This window comes from Serinibacter salmoneus (assembly GCF_002563925.1).
Classification (GTDB): Bacteria; Actinomycetota; Actinomycetes; order Actinomycetales; family Beutenbergiaceae; genus Serinibacter; species Serinibacter salmoneus.
This window is the reverse complement of sequence record NZ_PDJD01000001.1, coordinates 1,055,440-1,075,482: the sequence shown is the minus strand read 5'-3', so window position 1 is coordinate 1,075,482 and position 20,043 is coordinate 1,055,440. Positions and strand designations below refer to the sequence as shown.

The 20,043-nt window shown below is 71.5% G+C and carries 19 protein-coding genes; all 19 read right to left on the bottom strand.

Annotation, left to right across the window (positions count from 1 at the left end; genetic code table 11):
* The gene (locus ATL40_RS04670) at nt 1–924 is read right to left on the bottom strand and encodes an RluA family pseudouridine synthase (protein ID WP_098468523.1); all 924 of its coding nucleotides are present in this window, start codon (nt 922–924) and stop codon (nt 1–3) included.
* Nucleotides 921–1,457, bottom strand: coding sequence for a signal peptidase II (gene lspA / locus ATL40_RS04665; RefSeq protein ID WP_245866751.1), 537 nt, complete (start codon nt 1,455–1,457; stop codon nt 921–923). The genes ATL40_RS04670 and lspA overlap by 4 nt, the downstream gene beginning before the upstream one ends.
* A 120-nt stretch (nt 1,458–1,577) precedes the next feature.
* Nucleotides 1,578–2,243, bottom strand: coding sequence for a DivIVA domain-containing protein (locus ATL40_RS04660; protein WP_098468521.1), 666 nt, complete (start codon nt 2,241–2,243; stop codon nt 1,578–1,580).
* Between the two features lie 172 nt (nt 2,244–2,415).
* A complete protein-coding gene (locus ATL40_RS04655; protein WP_425443352.1) occupies nt 2,416–2,709 on the bottom strand; it encodes a YggT family protein in 294 nt (97 codons plus the stop codon).
* Between the two features lie 29 nt (nt 2,710–2,738).
* Nucleotides 2,739–3,227: a cell division protein SepF gene (locus ATL40_RS04650; RefSeq protein WP_098468520.1), complete on the bottom strand. Its 489-nt coding sequence runs from the start codon at nt 3,225–3,227 to the stop codon at nt 2,739–2,741.
* 94 nt (nt 3,228–3,321) lie between these two features.
* Entirely contained in the window at nt 3,322–4,095 is a 774-nt protein-coding gene (locus ATL40_RS04645; protein ID WP_245866747.1) for a purine nucleoside phosphorylase YfiH/LACC1 family protein, read from the bottom strand.
* A 2-nt stretch (nt 4,096–4,097) separates the two neighbouring features.
* Complete coding sequence (ftsZ, locus tag ATL40_RS04640; RefSeq protein ID WP_098468519.1) at nt 4,098–5,318, bottom strand: cell division protein FtsZ; 1,221 nt, start codon at nt 5,316–5,318, stop codon at nt 4,098–4,100.
* A 189-nt stretch (nt 5,319–5,507) separates the two neighbouring features.
* Entirely contained in the window at nt 5,508–6,413 is a 906-nt protein-coding gene (locus ATL40_RS04635) for a cell division protein FtsQ/DivIB (RefSeq protein WP_098468518.1), read from the bottom strand.
* Nucleotides 6,410–7,903 carry a UDP-N-acetylmuramate--L-alanine ligase gene (gene murC, locus ATL40_RS04630; RefSeq protein ID WP_098468517.1) on the bottom strand — a complete coding sequence of 498 codons (1,494 nt, stop codon included), beginning with the start codon at nt 7,901–7,903 and terminating at the stop codon, nt 6,410–6,412. The genes ATL40_RS04635 and murC overlap by 4 nt, the downstream gene beginning before the upstream one ends.
* 11 nt (nt 7,904–7,914) lie before the next feature.
* Entirely contained in the window at nt 7,915–9,057 is a 1,143-nt protein-coding gene (gene murG / locus ATL40_RS04625) for an undecaprenyldiphospho-muramoylpentapeptide beta-N-acetylglucosaminyltransferase (protein WP_098468516.1), read from the bottom strand.
* Nucleotides 9,054–10,313 carry a peptidoglycan glycosyltransferase FtsW gene (locus ATL40_RS04620; protein WP_245866744.1) on the bottom strand — a complete coding sequence of 420 codons (1,260 nt, stop codon included), beginning with the start codon at nt 10,311–10,313 and terminating at the stop codon, nt 9,054–9,056. Before ATL40_RS04620 ends, murG begins: the two co-directional genes overlap by 4 nt.
* Nucleotides 10,310–11,839 (bottom strand): UDP-N-acetylmuramoyl-L-alanine--D-glutamate ligase, encoded by a 1,530-nt coding sequence (gene murD / locus ATL40_RS04615; protein ID WP_098468515.1) that lies wholly within the window; start codon nt 11,837–11,839, stop codon nt 10,310–10,312. Before murD ends, ATL40_RS04620 begins: the two co-directional genes overlap by 4 nt.
* The gene (mraY, locus tag ATL40_RS04610; protein WP_098468514.1) at nt 11,836–12,918 is read right to left on the bottom strand and encodes a phospho-N-acetylmuramoyl-pentapeptide-transferase; all 1,083 of its coding nucleotides are present in this window, start codon (nt 12,916–12,918) and stop codon (nt 11,836–11,838) included. Before mraY ends, murD begins: the two co-directional genes overlap by 4 nt.
* The gene (locus ATL40_RS04605) at nt 12,915–14,324 is read right to left on the bottom strand and encodes a UDP-N-acetylmuramoyl-tripeptide--D-alanyl-D-alanine ligase (protein WP_245866742.1); all 1,410 of its coding nucleotides are present in this window, start codon (nt 14,322–14,324) and stop codon (nt 12,915–12,917) included. The genes mraY and ATL40_RS04605 overlap by 4 nt, the downstream gene beginning before the upstream one ends.
* A complete protein-coding gene (locus ATL40_RS04600; RefSeq protein WP_098468513.1) occupies nt 14,321–15,913 on the bottom strand; it encodes a UDP-N-acetylmuramoyl-L-alanyl-D-glutamate--2,6-diaminopimelate ligase in 1,593 nt (530 codons plus the stop codon). Before ATL40_RS04600 ends, ATL40_RS04605 begins: the two co-directional genes overlap by 4 nt.
* A gap of 11 nt (nt 15,914–15,924) precedes the next feature.
* Nucleotides 15,925–17,730: a peptidoglycan D,D-transpeptidase FtsI family protein gene (locus ATL40_RS04595; protein WP_098468512.1), complete on the bottom strand. Its 1,806-nt coding sequence runs from the start codon at nt 17,728–17,730 to the stop codon at nt 15,925–15,927.
* 58 nt (nt 17,731–17,788) lie between these two features.
* Nucleotides 17,789–18,163, bottom strand: coding sequence for a cell division protein FtsL (ftsL, locus tag ATL40_RS04590; RefSeq protein ID WP_098468511.1), 375 nt, complete (start codon nt 18,161–18,163; stop codon nt 17,789–17,791).
* A complete protein-coding gene (rsmH, locus tag ATL40_RS04585) occupies nt 18,160–19,158 on the bottom strand; it encodes a 16S rRNA (cytosine(1402)-N(4))-methyltransferase RsmH (RefSeq protein ID WP_098468510.1) in 999 nt (332 codons plus the stop codon). The genes ftsL and rsmH overlap by 4 nt, the downstream gene beginning before the upstream one ends.
* A gap of 182 nt (nt 19,159–19,340) precedes the next feature.
* Nucleotides 19,341–19,769, bottom strand: a complete 429-nt coding sequence (mraZ, locus tag ATL40_RS04580) for a division/cell wall cluster transcriptional repressor MraZ (RefSeq protein ID WP_098468509.1) — start codon at nt 19,767–19,769, stop codon at nt 19,341–19,343.
* Nucleotides 19,770–20,043 lie beyond the last annotated feature (274 nt).

Genomic DNA, 20,043 nt, shown 5'->3' with positions numbered 1-20,043 from the left:
TCAGGCGCCGCGCAGGGTCTCCAGCGCCGCGGCGAGGTCGTCGGGGTAGGAGGAGGTGACCTCGACCCACTCCCCCGAACCCGGGTGGGTGAAGCCGAGCCGCATGGCGTGCAGCCACTGCCTGCTCAGGCCCACCTCGCGGGCGAGGACCGGGTCCGCGCCGTAGGTGAGGTCACCCACGCACGGGTGGCGCAGCGCGGAGGTGTGCACCCGGATCTGATGGGTGCGGCCGGTCTCCAGGTGCACCTCGAGCAGGCTCGCGGCACGCATCGCCTCGATCACCTCGTAGTGGGTGACCGAGGGCTTGCCCGAGGAGAGGACAGCGAACTTCCAGTCGTGCTTGGGGTGGCGCCCGATGGGGGCATCGATCGTGCCGGTGGAGGGATCCGGGTGCCCCTGCACCAGCGCGTGGTAGACCTTCTCCACCGTGCGCTCCTTGAAGGCGCGCTTGAGGTCGGTGTAGGCGCGCTCGCTCTTGGCCACCACCATCAGGCCCGAGGTGCCCACGTCCAGGCGGTGCACGATCCCCTGCCGCTCGGCGGCGCCGGAGGTCGCCACGGCGATGCCCGCGGCGGCGAGGCCACCCACCACGGTGGGGCCGCTCCAGCCGGGGGCGGGGTGCGCGGCCACGCCGATCGGCTTGTCCACCACGACCACGTCCTCGTCCTGCAGCACGATCCGCATACCCTCGACCAGTTCCGCAACCGCCGCGGGGGCGGCCGCAGGCTCGGGTCGCTGCACCTCGAGCCAGGCGCCGGCCCGCAGCCTGTCGGATCGGCGCAGCGCCACGCCGTCCAGCGCCGCCCCTCCGGCATCGATGAGGTCCGCGGCGCGGGAGCGCGAGAGGCCCATCATGCGGGCCAGCGCGACGTCGGCGCGCTCACCGGCGAGGCCGTCGGGCACGGGCAGCGACAGGTCGCTCATGCGTGTTCCTCGTGCGTGGTGGCGAGGTCGGTGGCGGCCCCGCCTCGCGGATCGATCCCCAGCAGCGAGAGGCCCACCAGCGCGAATGCGGCGAGCACGATCCCGATATCTGCCACGTTGCCGATGAACGGGCCGTAGTCGATGAAGTCCACCACATGCCCCACGCCGAATCCTGGCTCTCGGGCGAGGCGGTCCACCAGGTTGCCCAGTGCGCCGCCCACCAGGGCGCCGAGGGTGATGGCCCACCACCGATTGCGCACACGCACACCGTAGGCGAGCACACCGATGCTCACGGCCGCGAGCAGGATCGTGAAGACCCACGTCACACCCGTGCCGAAGGAGAACGCGGCGCCCGGGTTGAACACGAGGGTCCAGCCGAGGAGATCGCCGATGGCCGGCACGCGCGCCCCGGGAGTGAGCTCGGCCAGCGCGATGGTCTTGGTGATCTGGTCGAGCAGGAGCACGACGACGGCGGTCACCGCGAGCGTCGCCATCCGCCGGGTGCCTGCGGACTTCTCGCGCGCCTGGGTCATGGGGTCCATCCTGCCTGGTTGCCCGGGGCACGCGCACACGAGGTGCGGACATGCGTGTGCCCGGGACGCCGCTGCGACGTCCCGGGCACACGCCCCGGGTGACGGTCCGTCAGGGACGGGTCAGAGCTGCGGGGTACCGCCGTCGACGCCGACGACGCTGGCCTGGGCGTCCAGGGTCTCCACGAGGGAGCCCAGGAAGCTCTTCAGGCGCATGCGGTAGTCGCGCTCGAAGCTGCGCAGCTGGCTGATCTTGTGCTCGAGGGTGGCCTGCTCGCTCTCGAGCTGCTTGAGCGTGCGCGCACGCTGGCCCTCCGCCTCGGAGACGAGACGCTCGGCCTCGGACTTCGCCTCGGAGACGAGTCGGTCGCCCTCGTCCTTGCCGTTGCGGACGTACTCGTCGTGCAGCCGCTGAGCGAGCTGAAGCATGCCGGTGGCGGACTCCGGGTCGCTGGTCACCGCGGCAGCGGCCACGGGAGCAGTCGGCTCGGGCTCGGGGGTGGCCTCGGGCTCGGGGGCGGCCTCAGGCTCGGGCTCGGGGGTGGCCTCGGACTCCGGCTCGTTCTCGACGGTCGCGTCCTGGACCGGGGTGATCAGACCCGTCTCATCAGAGGCGGCACCGCCGGCCTCGAGCTTCGCCTTGAGCTCCGCGTTCTCGCTGGAGAGCACGCGCAGGGTGTTGACGATCTCGTCGAGGAAGTCATCGACCTCGTCCTGGTCGTATCCCTCGCGGAACTTCGTCTGCTGGAACGTCTTCTGGAGAACGTCGTCAGCTGTCAGCAGCGTCATTTCGTCACCTCGGTTCGTCGGGGTCGCACGCAGGTACACATGCGGTCAATCGCGGACTACGTTAGCGGATGCCGGCTCCCGGCGCGTGCCGCCCGCGCCATCGTGTCAGGGGCAGAGACAGCAGCCCGGGGTCGCCGCGCGCTGGTCCCACCGCGGGCACGGACCCATGCCGTCAGATCGAGAGCCCGCCCAGGATCCCCATGAGGATCCACGCCAGGATCATGATGATGATGAACGCCAGGTCGAGCGCGATCCCCCCGAGCCGCAGCGGCGGGATAAAACGGCGCACCAGGCGTAGCGGCGGATCGGTCGTGGTGTAGACCGCCTCGGCGGCCACGAGCGCGATGCCGCTCGGGCGCCACTGGCGCGCCACCATCTGCACCACGTCGAACACGATGCGCACGAGCATCGCGACGACGAAGAGCAGGACGATGACATACCCGACGAGGGCAACGACTCCGATCACCGGATCAGTCTACGTGGCGCCGCGCGCCCTCAGCCCTGGTTGAACAGTCGTGCGCCACCCTCGGGCGCCGCGGACTCGCTCGTGACCTCGACCGTGGCCGGCGAGAGGAGGAAGACCTTGTTGGTGACACGCTCGATCGAACCGTGCAGTCCGAAGACGATGCCGGCCGAGAAGTCCACCAACCGCTTGGCGTCGGCGTCGGACAACTCGGTCAGGTTCATGATGACCGGCGTGCCGGAGCGGAATGCCTCACCGATCAGCTTGGCGTCGTTGTACGCACGCGGGTGCACCGTGGTGATGCGGCGCAGGTCCCCGCCCGGCACGGCAGAGCGCGCGGTCGAGATCGGGGTCACCGGCGCGGTGTGACCGGCCACCTCCCGGAAAGCCGGGGTCGGCAGCGGCGCATCGTCGTGGCCGGCGTCGTACGCGTCATCATCTGTCACGACATACTCCAGGTCGTCGTTGCGCTCGGGCTCAGACAGCCCGAGGTATTCCATCGTCTTGCGCAGCGCTCCCATGAGCGTCCCTTCCGGTGCCGAGATCAGGGTGTTCCTTGGGGAAACTATCCCGGTGCACTCGGGCAAATCCCCGCACGTCCCGCGGCGTGTCGCGCTAGAGCATCCCGATGACGGAGCCGAAGCGCCCTGAGCGGCCGTCGCCACGATGGGAGAAGAGGCGGGCGTCCTCCCGGGTGCACAGCCCACACTCGATCACCGAGGCACCCGCCGCTCGCGCCTGCTCGGCAGCAGCCCGCGGAAGGTCGAGCGCGGGCGTCCCCCACGCCGTCGTGGCCCACGCCTGCGGCACCACGGCGCTGACCTCGGAGCGCATCGCGTCCGGGACCTCATAGCACCGCCCGCAGATCGCCGGGCCGATCAGGGCCACCACGTGCGCCTCCGGCCGCGATCCGGCCACCTCGCGCAGCCGCTCGATCGCAGCCGTGACCACGCCGGCCTGTACGCCGCGACGCCCCGCGTGCACGGCACCGACGGCGAGCGGCGGCCCCTCCTGCTCCTGGCGCGCCACGAGCAGGAGCGGCACGCAGTCCGCGGCGAGCGCCGCGAGCGCCACACCCCGGCGGTTCGTGACGATCGCGTCCACATGCGGATCCGCGTCCATCGGGGCGTCGACCTGCAGAGCCTCCCGCCCGTGCACGGCGCGCAGCCAGGTGACGGGCATGCCCACCGCCTGCGCCACGCGCTCGCGGTTGGCTACCACATCCTCCGGTTCGTCGCCGACGGCGAAGGACAGGTTGAGGCTGTCATAGGGCGCCGCGGAGCGACCCCCCGCACGCGTCGTGATGAACGCACGCACCCCGGGGCCGAGTCCGAGCGAGAGGAGATCGGCCTCGGCCAGGGCGTCGCCCTCCGCAGCGACCGGCTCCACGGTCAGCGCAGGAAGTCCGGGACGTCCAGTTCCTCCGGCGCGCGGCGCAGCGGACGCTCCACCGCCGGCGCAGCCGGGGGCGTCGTCCGCACGGACTCCTCCCGCCCGATGCGCTCGGCCTGGGCCGGCTCGGGTGCACGCGGCGCAGCGCCCGCCGCCTCGGAGTCCGAGGGCTCCTCCTCCAGGGTCGGGACCTGCAGGCGCGGCGCCGCGGGCGCCTCCGCCCGGGACGCCACCTGGCCGATCCGGCGCTCACCGCGCCCGATCGGCTCCGGTTCCCCGCCGTCGAATCCGGCGGCGATCACCGTCACGCGCACCTCGTCACCGAGCGTGTCGTCGATCACGGTGCCGAAGATGATGTTCGCCTCCGCGTGCGCGGCCTCCTGGACCAGGCGGGCCGCCTCGGTGATCTCGAACATCCCCAGGTCGCTGCCGCCCTGGATCGACAGCAGCACCCCGTGGGCACCGTCGATGCTCGCCTCCAGGAGCGGTGAGGAGATGGCGAGCTCGGCGGCCTGCAGGGCGCGGTCCTCCCCGACTGCGGAGCCGATACCCATGAGCGCGCTGCCGGCGTTCTGCATCACCGACTTCACATCGGCGAAGTCGAGGTTGATCAGGCCGGGGGTGGTGATCAGGTCGGTGATGCCCTGGACACCGGAGAGCAGGACCTGGTCGGCGGACTTGAAGGCGTCCAGCACCGAGACGTTGCGGTCGCTGATCGAGAGCAGGCGGTCGTTCGGGATCACGATGAGGGTGTCGACCTCGGCGCGCAGGGCGTCGATACCGCTCTCCGCCTGCGTGGAGCGACGGCGCCCTTCGAAGGTGAACGGGCGGGTGACCACACCGATCGTGAGCGCGCCGAGCGAGCGCGCGATCCGTGCCACCACGGGCGCGCCACCGGTCCCGGTGCCACCACCTTCCCCTGCGGTGACGAAGACCATGTCAGCGCCGCGCAGCACGTCCTCGAGTTCCTCGGCGTGGTCCTCCGCGGCCTTCTTGCCCACCTCCGGGTCGGCGCCTGCGCCGAGACCGCGGGTGAGCTCACGGCCGACGTCCAGCTTCACGTCGGCGTCGCTCATCAGGAGCGCCTGGGCGTCGGTGTTCACGGCGATGAACTCCACGCCCTTCAGCCCGGCGTCGATCATGCGGTTCACGGCGTTGACGCCGCCGCCACCGATCCCGACGACCTTGATGACCGCCAGGTAGTTCTGCGGTGTCGTCACGTTGATCCCTCTCGTTCACGCCGACCACGGCCGACTGGGAAACTCTCACCCTCAGGTTGAGGCTGATACTTATGTCAGATTCCGATTGCCACTGACGTTAGGTGCTCCCTGCAGGGGGATCAACGATGTCGTGGGGTGTGTCTGGCGTGTCGCGCGATTCCCGCACCGGGTGCCGCGCGCCGCGTCGCATCAGGACGTGGTCGGTGCCAGCGGTGCACTGACGTCGTACTCCTGCGCCCCCACCTGGAGCAGTGTCTCCAGGACCGCCGCCTTGAGTTCCGGCTCGCTCCCGTCGCCCCACAACACCTGGGCGCCGTCGTCGAGCACCAGTGTGATCGAACGCGGTGAGGTCGCGGACGCCGATTCCACCCGCGCGCCCAGTGAGTCCGGGAGCGCGGCGAGCACCTCCAGGACACCCACAGCGGTCTGCGCTGCGTCCTCGGCGCTCATATCGATGGCGAGTTCAGCGAGTCCCCCCGGGGACTGCGCCGCCGGGACCGTCGCGATCACCACGCCGTCATCGCCCAGCAGGTCCACCGTGTCGGCACCCGTCACGCGAGCAACGGGCTCGCGCGGCTCGATCGTCACGCTCACCCCATGGGGCCAGGCACGGCTCATCGTGGCGTCCTGCACCCCCGGCAGTGCCAGGACCGGCTCGAGCACCGTTGCGCTGTCCAGTCGCGCCAACGGGGTACCGACCCACTCCCCCACCGCGTCGGCCACCTCGGTGGCATCGACCCAGGCACCCTCGCCGCGCACCGCCACGGCGTCGGCGCGCAGCGCCAGCAACGAGGAGAACATCACCGTCCACACCAGGAGTCCCACGAGCACCGCCGCCGTGAGACCCACGCTCGCCCGGACCGCCCAGCGGCGCCGGGATGCACGCTGGCGCTCGGAGAGCCTGCGGTGCAGGCTCGAGACCGGCGCCTGATAGGCACCGGCCGCGGACGGCGATGAACCAGACGCCCCGGACGTGCTCGAGGGGACATCGGCGGCGAGGGTCGCATCGAGGTCGGTCTCGCTCAGGACGAGGTCGGAGCCGTCACTGGGGTGCTGCGTGGAGCGGCCGGCGCGCGGCGCGTTCGGTCGCTTCACCGCGCCGATTGACCTGGCTCGGGATCGCGCGCCGACAACGCCCGAAGGATCTGCGGAGCGAGCAGGGTCACGTCGCCCGAGCCGACCGTCATCACCAGGTCGCCGGGTTCGGCGCGCTCCAGCACCCAGGCCACGGCGTCCTCCCGCTCCGGCACGAGCGCGAACGGCGAGGCTCCCCGCTCCGCGCGCTCCGCGGGCTGCGCATCCACGATCAGTGCGCTGGTCACGCCCGGGATCGGGTCCTCGCGGGACCCGAACACGTCGATCACCACGGCCTCGTCGGCGCCGTCGAGCGCGCGGGCGAACTCCGCGTAGAAGTCGCGGGTTCGGGTGAACAGCGCCGGTTGGAACAGCACGATCAGACGGCCCTCTCCCACCGCCAGGCGACCCGCCGCCAGCGCGTTCGCGACCTTGGTGGGGTTGTGGGCGTAGTCGTCGACCACGCGGACACCGGCCGCCTCACCGACCTCCTCGAAACGGCGCCCGGCGCCCCCGAATGCCCCCAGCGCCTGCGCCAGTCGGGCAGCACTGTGCGCATCGGTGCCCGTGGCCTCCAGCCCGGCGGCCCAGGCCGCTGCTGCGTCCAGCACGGTGTGCAGCCCCGGGGCCGCCATCCGCAGCGGTGTGATGCCGGCGGACTCGATCCCACCCAGCGGGTGCAGCATCGCCGCAGCGTGACCGGCGGTCAGCTCCACCTCCCGCACCGAGACGTGCTCGACGCCGAGCGGCTCACCCTGCGCCGTGACCGGGTCCGCCTGCCCGTAGGTGCGCACCCGCAGCCCCGCGGCGTGCGCCCGGCGCGCGACCTCGAGCGATCCCGGGTCGTCGCTACAGGCGACCAGCAGCCCACCGGGAACCAGGCAGTTGGCGAACGCGGTGAAGCCGTCGAGGATCTGCGCCAACCCGCTGTAGTAGGCGAGGTGGTCCTCCTCCACGTTGGTCACGATCGCCACCGCGGGGGTGTAGCGCAGGAAGGAGCCATCCGATTCGTCCGCCTCCGCCACGAAGGGCCCGCTGCCCACCCGGGAGCCCTTCGACCAACTCGTCACCGTGCCGCCGATGGCCGCACCCGGGTCGCAGCCCGCTCCCTCGAGCGCGACGGCGAGCATCGCGGAGGTGGTCGTCTTACCGTGGGTGCCGGCAACGGCGTAGAACGGGCGACCCGCCGTGAGCCTGGTCATCGCCTCGGAGCGGTGGATCACCTCGATGCCGAGCTCGCGGGCTCGCACCACCTCGACGTTCTCCTCGCGGATCGCCGTGGACACCACGACCACGTCGGCTCCCTCGACCTGTGCGGCAGCGTGCCCGATGTCCACCCGCGCGCCGCGCTCCCGCAGCCGCACGACCTCCTCGCCGGCCACCTGGTCCGAACCCGTCACCCGGTGTCCGAGTTCGAGGGCGATCTCCGCGAGCACGCTCATCCCGTGGCCGCCGATCGCGATGAAGTGCCAGTGCTGGCCTGTGCCGTGATCTGGGTGGTGAGTACTCATCTGCTCCGTGTTCAACGCTCGACTCCGCTCCGACCGGCCACGGCGCGCACGAGGTCGGCGAGTTGTGTGGCGGCATCCACCACACCGAAGGACCGGGAGGCCGCGGCCATGCGCTCGAGTCGGGCCCGGTCGGTGACGAGCTCGGGCACGTGCCCCAGGATCCACTCCGCGGTCATCTCGGAGTCGGCCACCACGATCGCACCGCCGGCGGATTCCAGGGAGCGGACGTTCAGCCGCTGCTCACCGTTGCCGATCGGGAGTGGTACGTAGATGCCCGGGAGCCCGACGGCGGCCTGCTCGCACACGGTCCCGGCGCCCGCGCGACCGATCACCAGGTCGGCGCAGGCATAGGCCTGAGCCATGTCGTCGAGGTACTCCTGCAGGTGGTAGTCCGCACCGGCGGCCTGCGCCGAGGGCGCCACCGCGGCGGCCTTGCCCTTGCCCGCCGAGTGCAGCACCTGCACCCCTGCCTCGGTGAGGCGCTGCGCCGCGCCGGCCATCGCCGTGTTCAGGCGCAGGGCGCCCAGGGAGCCGCCGGTGACCAGCAGGATCGGGCGGGCCGGGTCGAGGCCGAGCGCTCGCGCGCCGGACTCGCGCGCCGCGGCACGGGTGGCCTCATCCGCGGCCGCAAGCGCGGCAATGTCCGGCCGCAGGGGCAGGCCCGTGCGCACGGTCCGACCACGGCGAGCCCGCAGGGAGGTCTCCGGAAAGGTCAGGGCGACCGCATCGGCGCGGCGCGCCCCGAGCCGGTTGGCCAGCCCCGCACGCACGTTCTGTTCGTGAATCACCACGGGCACCCGCCGCCGGGCGGCGGCGCGGTAGGCGGGCGTGGCCACGTACCCGCCGAAACCCACCACCACGTCCGCCCGCATCTCGCGCACCGCATCCTCGGCGAGGGCGACCGCGCGGCGGAACTGGCCGGGGAAGCGCACAGCCGCCGCGTTCGGACGGCGCGGGAAGGGCACGCGCGGAATGGTCACGAGTTCGTATCCGCGCTCGGGCACGAGTCGGCTCTCCAGGCCCTCCGCGGTGCCGAGCACGCGGATCTCGGTCGCGGGATCGGCGGCCCGCAGCTCGTCGGCGAGCGCGAGCAACGGATTGGTGTGCCCCGCGGTTCCCCCTCCGGCCAGGAGCACGCGCAGGGGCGCGCTCATCGGCCGACCCCCGTGACGCGACCGGACCGGGAGGTCAGAACCGAGAACGAGCGGCGCACGGCGCCCCTGCGAGCGGCCAGCGCCTCGGCGGCGCCCGGCTCGCTGCGCGCGAACGCAAGCACCACGCCCAGCGCCAGGAGGGTGGCGATGAGGGAGGACCCGCCGGCGGAGACCAGCGGCAGAGGGATCCCGATCACGGGCAGCACGTTGATGACGACTCCGATGTTGACGAGGGCTTGGGCGAGGATCCACGACGCGATCGCACCGGTGGCGATCTTCGCGAAGGGGTCGGTGTGTCGCATCACGACCCGGGTCATCCCGACCGCGAGAAGAGCGAAGAGCACGAGCATCAGGAGGGTGCCGAGCAGCCCGAGCTCCTCCCCCACGATCGCCAGGATGAAGTCGTTGTGGGCCTCCGGCAGGTAGTTCCACTTGGTGCGCGATGCCCCGAGACCGACGCCGCTGACGCCTCCGGTACCCAGGGCCTGCAGCGCCATCTTGCTCTGGTAGCCCAGTCCCTGGGAGTCCAGCGCATCCGGTTGCAGCAGCGCCAGGATCCGCGCCGACCGAGTGGTGCCCTGCGTGGCGAAGAACGCCAGCACCGCCAGTGCCGGTACCCCGAAGGCCGCGAAGATCCGCAGCGGGAGTCCCGCCACGAAGAGCGCACCGGCAACGAGCGCACCGAGCACCAGCGTGGTCCCCAGGTCTTGCGTGAACCAGAACTGCAGGCCGACCAGGAGCACGCTTCCGCCGACCGGCAGCGCCACGTGCTTCAGCGAGGCGAGGTCCTGCCGCCGTGCCGCGAGCACCAGGCCGAGCCAGAGGGCGAGCCCCAGCTTCCCGAACTCACTGGGCGCGAAGGTGAACCCCGCGATGCCGACTCCCACCACGTTCCCGCCCACGGTGATCGCCAGGCCCGGCACGAGCGGCAGGAGTTGCAGACCGAGGGCGAACAGGAAGCCCGGCCACGCGAGCCGGCGCAGCCATCGCACGCTGACCCGCGAGGCGAGGAACGCCAACGGCAGCCCGATCAGCGCGTAGCGGGCCTGCCCGAGGAACGTGGTCAGCGGCGAGCCGGAGGCCGAACTGAGATCGTCGACCGTGGAACTGGACAGCACGAAGACCAACCCGAGGCAGGTCAGCACGAGCGTGACACCGCCGATGAGGTAGTAGGACGCGACCGGCGAGTCCCAGGCCGAGCGCAGCGCGCGGGCCGCGGGCCGGGTGGTCTCGCGGGGCACGCTGGGCGCGCTCACGAGACCTCCGGCGGTCCCTGGGCGTCGGAGAGTCGTGCGAGTACCGCCTGCGCGAACGCCTCACCGCGGTGGGCGTAACTGCGGAACTGGTCCCACGAGGCGCCTGCGGGCGCCAACAGCACGGTGTCACCCGGGCGCGCGTGCGCATGCGCCGCCGCCACCGCTGCCCTCATCACCTCTGTAGTGTCACCGTCGGGGACCTCGATCACGGGGATTGCGCTCGCGTGTCGCGACAATGGACCGCTCCAGGGCGAGGGGTCCTTCCCGATGAGCACGACGGCGCGCAACCGGTCCGCCTGGCGGCGCACCAGGTCCTCCAGGTCGGCACCCTTCGCGTCGCCCCCGGCGACCCACACGCAGGTACCGGCGGCAAGTTGCCGCATGGAGGCCTCGGCGGCGTGCGCGTTGGTGGCCTTGGAGTCATCGACCCAGCTGACGCCCTGGTGGCTGGCGACCGTGGCGATGCGGTGGGCATCGAGCCGGAACCCGCGCAGCCCTGCGGTGATCGCCTCGGGCTCCAGGTCGACCGAGCGCACCAGGGCTGCCGCGGCCATCGCGTTGGTGAGCACGTGGGGTGGGACGGTGTCACCGATCGCGAGATGCCGCAGATCCTCCACCCCGAACAACTCCAGCGCCTCGCGCTGTCGGCGCGCGTAGTACGCGCGATCGACCACGAGACCCTCCACGACCCCGATCTGGCCGATCCGCGGCGCGGCTAGGGAGAGGCCGACGGCGATCGCCCCCTCCGTCACATCCGCCTCCTCCACCATCGCGCGCGCACCGTCCTCCCACTCGGGGTAGACGCACGCACCGCGGGCGTGCTGGTAGACCTTGGCCTTCGCGGCCCGGTAGGCCGCCATCGTGCCGAAGTGGTCCAGGTGGTCCTCGGCGACGTTGAGGCAGATCCCCGCCTGGGGTTCGGGGTAGGTGGTGTCGTGCAACTGCAGCGCGGCGATCTCCACCGGCCACGCCTGCGGGGGGCGCACCGTGCCGGCCTCGTCCGCGATCCCCTCGAGCGCCACGGTTGTCATCGCGACGCCCATGTTGCCCAGGGGCGGGGCGTGCAGACCGGCGGCCTGCAGCAGGGCACTGGTCATCTGCGCGGTCGTCGTCTTGCCGTTGGTCCCGGTGACGAAGAACCACGGGGCGTTGTCCGCCCGGATCAGCCACGCGAGGTCGAACTCGGTCAGGATCGCCAGGCCCGCAGCGCGGGGGGCCGCCACGAGCGGTGAGCGAGGCGGGATACCCGGGGAGACGATGGCCACGCGAGGACCACGTGCGAGGGCCTCGGCGATCAGGGACTGCTCGTCCTGGCGCGCCGCGAGCACCCGCGCCGCCGCACCGAGTTCGGCGGCCGCGGCCTCGGCCACGTGCGGGCGGGTGTCGATCCCGGTGACACGCGCACCGAGCGCCACGAGGCTGCGTGCCGCAGCGAGGCCGGACAGGCCCAGGCCCACCACCAGGACGTGGGCGTCTCGCCACTGCTCGCGGCGCTCGTTCACCCCGCCATCGGTCTGTGGCCTCATCCGGTGATCCACTCGGCGTAGAAGATGCCGAGCCCGGCCGCCGCGAACACGGCAGCGATCAGCCAGAACCGGATCACGATGGTGACCTCGTTCCACCCCGCGAGCTCGAAGTGGTGGTGCAGGGGCGCCATGCGGAACACGCGTTTGCCGCCACTGATCTTGAAGAAGCCGATCTGGATCACGCTGGATGCCACGATCACCACGAACATCCCGCCGATGATCACGGCGAGCAGCTCGGTGCGGGTCAGGATCGACAGGCCGGCGAGGGCACCACCGAGGGCCAGGGAGCCGGTGTCACCCATGAAGATCTGAGCGGGTGAGGCGTTCCACCACAGGAACCCCGCACAGGCGCCCACGATCGCCCCGGTCACCATCGCCAGGTCGAGCGGATCGCGTGCCTCGTAGCACCCGGTACCGGGGCAGGCCTGGTTGAACTGCCACATCGTCACCAGCACGTAGGCGCCGAAGGTGAAGATGCTGACGCCCGTCGCCAGGCCGTCCAGCCCATCGGTCAGGTTCACCGCGTTCGACCAGGCGGTGACAAGGAAGTTCGCCCAGATCACGAACAGCACCAACCCCAGCGCCGGGGCGAGGGCGGCCATCGTCAGGGAGGTGTCCCGGATGAAGGAGATCGACATCGATGCCGGGGTCACGCCGTTCTCGTTCGGGAACTGCAGGACGAGGATCGAGAAGACGATGCCCACCCCGCCCTGTCCCAGGATCTTCGCCATCGGCGAGAGTCCGAGCGAGCGTTGCCGGGAGATCTTGGTGAAGTCGTCGGCGAACCCGACGGCGCCGAGCCCCACCATCAGGAAGAGCAGCAGCAGCGCGGAGGCGCTGGGCAGGGAGCCCGTGCGCGAGAAGGAGACGATCGCCGCGGCGAGATAGCCCACGAGGGTGGCCACGATGATCACCACCCCACCCATGGTGGGTGTGCCGCGCTTGGTGTGGTGCGTCGTCGGCCCGTCCTGGCGGATGAACTGCCCGTACTGCTTGCGCACGAGGTAACGGATGAACAGGGGTGTGCCCAGCAGCGAGACGAACAGCGCCACCGATCCTGCTACGGCGACCGGGATCATGCCCCACCCCCCACGAGCCGATCCGCCAGGGCGTGCAGCCCGGCGCCGTTGGAGGCCTTCAGGAGCACCACGTCACCCGGTTCGAGGGTGTCACGGAGCCACGCCTCCGCCTGGTCGGGATCGGTCACGAAGTGCGCCTCCTCGCCGAAGGAGCCCTCCAGCAGGGCCCCGGTGTACAGCGGACGGGCGCCCTGCCCCACCACGAGGAGCTTGTCGACGTCCAGCCGCACGGCCAACCTACCCAAGGCATCGTGCTCATCGCGCGAGGACTCCCCCAGTTCACGCATCTCCCCGAGCACCGCCACGCTGCGCCGACCGCGGGCGAGGGCGACCAGGGCGCGCAGTGCCGCCCGCATGGACTCGGGATTGGCGTTGTAGGAGTCGTCGATCAGGGTCACGCCGCCGGCGAGGTCGTGCCGGGCCATACGATGCGGGCTGCGGGGACCGGCCACGGCCAGCGCCTCGGCCACCTGCTGCACACTCATGCCGAGTTCGAGCGCCACCGCGGCGGCCGCCAGCGCGTTGGCCACGTGGTGCCCGCCGATGAGCGCGAGAGTGACCGACGCCCGCCCCTGCGGGGTGCACAGGTCGAACGAGGCCTGCCCTGTGTCCAGGACGCGCGTGTTCTCGGCGCGCACCTGCGCCTCCGGACGGCCGCTGGCGGAGTAGGTCACCACGCCGGCACCCACCAGCTCGGCGTCCGCTCGCATCGCCAGCACCCGGGCGTCGTCGTGGTTGAGCACGGCAAGCCCGCCGGGCCGCAGCGCCTGCACCAGTTCGGCCTTGGCGCGCTGCACCCCCTCGATGCTGCCGAAACCCTCCAGGTGCGCCCGGCCCACCGCGAGGACGACGGCCACGCGGGGTGGGGCGATGCTGGTGAGGTAGGTGAGGTTCCCTGGCGCGTCGGCACCCATCTCGGCCACGAGGACCCGAGTGTCCTGCGGGGAGTCGAGCACGGTGCGGGGCAGCCCGATCTCGTTGTTGAGGCTGCCGCGGGTGGCGTAGACGTGGCCGAGCGCACCGAGCACGTCCTGCACCAGGTCCTTGGTGGTGGTCTTGCCGACCGAGCCGGTGATGGCCACCACGTCCGGCGTGCCACCCTGCGCCTGCCGGCGCAGCAGGTCCGCGCGGGCCAGGTCCCCGAGGGCCGTCTGCGCGTCCTCGACCACCACGTGCGGACCTGCCTGCTCGCCGAGGTCGCGGGTGGTGAGCGATCCCGTGGCACCGGCGGCGCGTGCGGCGTCGACGAAGGCATGGCCGTCCACCCGCGCACCGGGCAGGGCCACGTACAGGTCGCCCGCACGCACGGCGCGCGAGTCGATGGCCACGGCCGTCACCTCCGCGCCGCCCTCGCCCACCAGGCGTCCACCGGTGGCCTGGGCCACCTGCTCCATCGAGAACTTCACGCGTCGGGTCCCTTCCTGCGGGTCAGTGCCACCCGCACCTCATGACGATCGTCGAGGTCGAGATCCACCCCCGCGACCTCCTGGATCGTCTCGTGCCCGCGTCCCGCGATCAGCACGGTGTCCTCGGGCGCAGCCTGGATCACGGCATGCTCGATCGCCGCGGCCCGGGGCGCGATCTCCAGGACCTGCGCCGCCCGAGCCGCATCCGACTCGGCCTCGCCGCGAGCGCCCCGCAGCACCGCGGCGCGGATGCGCGCGGCGTCCTCACCGTGCGGATCGTCGTCGGTCACCACCACGACGTCCGCCTCACGCGCAGCCGTGCGGCCCATCTCCTCGCGCTTGCTCGGGTCGCGGTCTCCCGTGGCGCCGAAGACCACCCACAGCCGACCGGCCGTGGTCTGGCGCAGGGTGCGGATCGCGCGGGTGAGAGCATCGGCGTTGTGCGCGAAGTCCACCACGCACCGGGGGCTGGTGCCGACCACCTCCATGCGGCCGGGAACGCCACCCGTCAGGTGCGCCGCAGCCCCACGGACCGCCTCGAGGTCCGCACCGGCGGTCAGCGCGAGCACCACCGCGAGCGCGGCGTTGGACACGTTGAAGTCGCCCGGCAGGCTGAGGTCCACCTCGATCCGCTCGCCACGAGGGCCCAGCAGGGCGAAACGGGAGCCCTGGTCCCGCAGCGACCGCTCGGCCACCCGCCAGTCCGGGTCGATCGCGCCATCGGAGCCGGTCGCGTCCGGGTGCTCGAGCGTGGCGAGCGTGACCACCGGGATGGTCGCCTCGGCCGCCAGTCGCCGTCCCCACTCCTCGTCCACGCAGACCACGCCGCGCCGCGCGTGCGCCGGGGTGAACAGCTGCGCCTTCACACCGAAGTAGCTCTCCAGGTCACCGTGGAAGTCCAGGTGGTCGGCGGTCAGGTGGGTGAACCCGACGACGTCGAACGGCAGGGCGTCCACCCGGTGCAGCGCAATGGCGTGGGAGGAGACCTCCATCACCAGGTCGGTGTCGCCCGCCGCCCGCATGGCCGCGAGCATCCCGATCACATCGGGCGCCTCCGGTGTGGTCAGCCGCGAGGGCTCCGCCACACCGCCCACCCGGGTCTCCACCGTGCCGATCAGACCCGCGCGCCGCCCGAGGTTCGCGAGGATCTCCGCGAGCAGGAAGGTGGTGGTGGTCTTGCCGTTGGTCCCCGTCACCCCCGTGGTCGTCATCTCCCGCCACGGCTCGCGATACACATCCGCGGCCAGGGCCGCGGCGATGGCGCGCGGTTCGGGGTGACACAGCACGGGGATCGCGAGCCCGCCGTCCTGCGCGATGAGGTCGGCACCGGCCTGGTCGGTGACGATCGCGACGACGCCCGCGTGCCGGGCCTGGTCGGCGTACCGGGCGCCGTGGGAACGCAAGCCCGGCACCGCCACGAACAGATCACCCGGGTGCGCCGAGGCCGTGGCGAGGGTCACGCCGCTCACCTGCACGCCCTGCGGCGACGGGCTGCGCTCATCACGCACGAGGGCGTGCGCGTCGGCCAGGTCGCTCAGCGCCCGGGGAGGGAGGTCAGCCGGCCTGGGATGCGTCGGGGTCGTGGTCACGGGGGGCCAATCTACCCGTCGGTCTCGTCGAGATAGGGATCGTCCGCGCCGTAGACCGGATACAACTCGGCGTCGGAGGCGGACGGCGCGATCCCGAGGCGTTCGACGGCGAAACTCGCGATCTCGTTGAACGCGGGGGCCGCGACGAGCCCGCCGTACTCGTTGATCTGGGCACGGTAGACGACCACACCGATGGCCAACTTCGGGTCGTCCGCGGGGATGGTCCCGACGAAACTCGCGGCCGTCTCGGTGAGCGCGCCGGTGTCGTCGGGTACCTCCGCGGTGCCGGTCTTCCCCGCCACCCGGTAGCCGGGGACGGCCGCCTTGGTCCCGGTGGCGCCGTCGTTGGCGACGACACCCTCGAGGATCGTGACCATCTCCTGCGCGGTCTGCGGGGTGACCACCTCCACACCCTCTGCGATCTCGGCGGGTTCGAGCACGCCGTCGCTTCCGGAGTAGCCGTCCACCAGGTGCAGCGGCATGCGCACGCCGTCGTTGGCGAGGGTGGCGATCACGCCGACGTTCTGCAGCAGGTTCACCCCGATGCCCTGACCGAACATCGTGGCGTAGCGGGTACGGCCGTCCCAGTTGGCGGGGTCCATGTTCAGCCCGCCGGACTCCCCCGCGAGCTCCACCCCGGTCGGCTCGTGCCAACCGAACGCCTCCATGTACTCGGCGCGGGTCTCATCGCTCATCAGGTCACCGATCTGCACGGTCCCGGTATTGGAGGAGACCGCGAGGATGCCCGCCGCCGTCATCTCCCGGTCCGGGTGCGGCGCGAAGTCCTTGAACGTCTGCCCGTTGGGGGTGGTGAACTGGTACGGGATGTCGAACACCGTCTCCGGCGTGACCACACCCTCGTTCAGCGCCGCGGCCATGGTGAGGATCTTCCCCGTCGACCCCGGTTCGTAGGAGTACTGCACGGAGTTGATGGTGGCGTAGCCCTCCGGGTCGTTGGGGTCGATCTGCGCGGAATCGCACAGCGCGATGATGCGGCCCGTGTCGACCTCGACCACGACCGCCGCGCTCCAACTCGCCTGCGACTCCTTCGTGTACCGGTCCATGACCTCCTGGCACTGGTACTGCACATCGGAGTTGATGGAGGTGTGGACGGTCAGACCGTCCTGGGCTGCCGTGGTGGACTGTGCGGCCGAGGGGATGATCTCGCCGCGGCGTCCGATCTCGACCGTGCGCTCGCCGTCGGTCCCGGTGAGTTGCTCGTTCAGGCTGTACTCCAGGCCGGCCGCACCCTCGTCGTCGGCGTTGAGCCACCCGATGATGCTGCCGGCCGTGGTACCCGCCGGATAGACCCGGGTGGTCGACTCACGCGTGGTCAGGCCGTTGATGCCGAGCGCCTCGATGCTCTCGCGCACCTCCGGCGTGACCTCGGAGGCCAGCAGCAGGTAGCCGCGGTCCCCCGTCAGTTGCGCACCGAGCTCGTGCGGGTCGCGGTCCAACAGGGGCGCCAGGAGATCGGCCGCCGCGACGGCACCGCGCGAGGCGATCTCGCCGTCCTCATCGAGCACCACGAAGGCGGGGATCTGGCGCTGGTCCACCTCGACGTCGTAGCGGATCTGGGAGGTCGCGAAGGTCACGCCGGTCGAGTCCACGATGTCGCCGCGCTGCGCCGCCAGGGTGTAGGTGCGCTCGCGGGTCGCGCGGGCCTCGGCGGCGAGCGCCTCGCTCTGGATCACCTGCACCTGCACGAGCCGGGCGCCGAAGAGCGCGAGCACGATCAGCACGCCCCAGAGCATCGCGCGCTGGCGGGTGTGCGGGGAGCCGACGCGGGGTGCGGTACCTCTGGCGCTGCGGCTCATGGCTCAGATGCTCCCAACTCGATCACAGGAAGGACGGGCGGACACGCCGCCCTGGGCGCTACTCGCCCCCGACCACGCGTCCGTCGGCGAGCCGCACGTACTGGATCCCCTCGCTCGGGGTCAGGCCCAGGCGCTCCGCACGGGCCATCACCGAGGCAGGTGCCCGCACCAGTTCCAGTTCCGAGCGCAGCGCGTCCACCTCGGCGGTGAGCTCGGTGACCTGGGCCTGCTTCGCGCTCATCGCGTGCGAGGTCGCGGCCATCACCGTGTTGATGGCAAGGGCCCCGAGCAGCGCGGCGATGAGGATCGCCGCACACAGCCCGAGGAACGGTGCCCGGGACCCCTCGTGCTTGGCCCCCCGCACCACCTGGAGGGGAGGTCGACGGCGCACGGTCGGCCTCGGCGCTGCGGTGCGCAGGGGTGCCACGCTCATGACTGCCTCCTCGGGTCGCTCTTCATGTGATCGGGGGTGGGACGGATGCGTTCGGCGGCGCGCAGGCGCACGGACGCCGATCGCGGGTTGCGGGCGACCTCGGCGTCATCGGCCTTCTCGGCGCCCCGCACCAGCAGCTCCAGGTAGGGGCGATGGGTGGGTGGCTCGATCGGCCACTCCCGCGGTGCGCTGCTGAGTGCGCCGCGGGCGAGTTCGCGCTTGACGAGGCGGTCCTCGAGGGAGTGGTAGGCCTCCACGACGATGCGGCCACCCACCGCGAGCGACTCCACGGCGCGCGGCAGCGCGTCGGCGAGGATGTCCAGCTCCCGGTTGACCGCGATCCGCAGCGCCTGGAAGGTCCGCTTGGCGGGGTGCCCCCCGGACTTCTGCTGGGCGTACGGGACTGAACGCTTCACGATCTCAGCGAGCTGATCGGAGGTGGTGATCGGCGTCGCCTGGCGGGCCGAGACGATCGCGCGAGCAATCCGGTGCGCCGAGCGCTCCTCACCGTAGGTGCGCAGGATGTGTACCAGCTCTCGTTCCTCGGACTCGGCGAGGAGATCGGCCGCCGTCGGGCCCGTCGTGGCGTCCATCCGCATGTCCAGCAGGGCAGGCCGCGAGTAGGAGAAGCCGCGCTCGTCGTCGTCCAACTGCAGCGAGGAGACGCCCAGGTCCATCAGGACTCCCTGCACCCCGCCCGGGGCATGCTCGGCGGCAACCTCGTCGATCTCGTCGTAGGTGGCATGCACGGGCACGAACCGGTCACCGAACGGCGCGAGGCGGCGCGAGGCGAGGTCGAGGGCGTCGGTGTCCCGATCGATCCCGATCACGGTGAGGCCGGGCACCTGACTCAGCGCTGCCTCGGTGTGCCCGCCCATGCCGAGGGTGGCATCGATCATGATCGCGCCGGGATCGCCGAGCGCGGGAGCCAGCAGGTCCACGCAACGCTGAGCGAGCACGGGGACGTGGAGGTCCTCGGCGGAGCGCTCAGTCATACGGGGTCCGTTCGTCGGTAGTGCCGGCAGTGGTGTCGGTGCCTGTCGGTGGCCTGTGGCTGGTGGACGGGTGGTGGGTGGTTGTCGGTCGTGGACTCCCTCCGGTTCTGGCACCGGGGAAGTGCGCCAGACGCGTCGGCGGGAGACCACGGACGACAACCCAGACATGGTTGCGACGGGCGTCAGTAGCCCGGGACCACCTCCTCGGCCGCATCCTCGAACGCCTCGGAGGCCCCGACGAGGTAGTCCTCCCAGGCGGCGGAGTCCCAGACCTCGAGCTTGTTGCCCGTCCCGACGACAGCCAGGTCGCGCCCCAGGCTCGCCCACTGCCGCAGCACAGGAGGGATCGTGATCCGCCCCTGCTTGTCCGGGATCTCGTCATGCGCCCCGGAGAGCAGCACACGGTTGAAGTCACGCGCCTGACGGGAGGTGAGCGGAGCATCGGCCAACTTGCTGTGCAAGGAGGCGAACTCCGCCATCGGGAAGACGAACAGGCAGCGCTCGTGCCCACGTGTCACGACGAGCCCTCCCGCCATCTGCTCACGGAACTTGGCTGGAAGGATCAGCCGCCCCTTGTCGTCGAGCTTGGGGGTGAAGGTGCCGATGAGCATTGGCGACCTCCTCCCAGGCCCGCGGAGACCCCTGTTCGCTCCGCCTTCCTCCACGATACTCCACTTTCCTCCACGATAGCCATACCCTCGGGCCATCGCACCCCTGAGAGGAGACATCGCCGCAGGTCAGAGGCGCTTCAGCAGAGTGGAGGGATTCGGCACGGCACTGTGTGGGGAGCGGCCCGTGGAGTCGGTTCGGACGCGGCACGGGGCCCGGGGCCGCCACGGACCGCACGGTGGCGGGCATGCGAGAGCCCGCCGGTCCACCATGGGG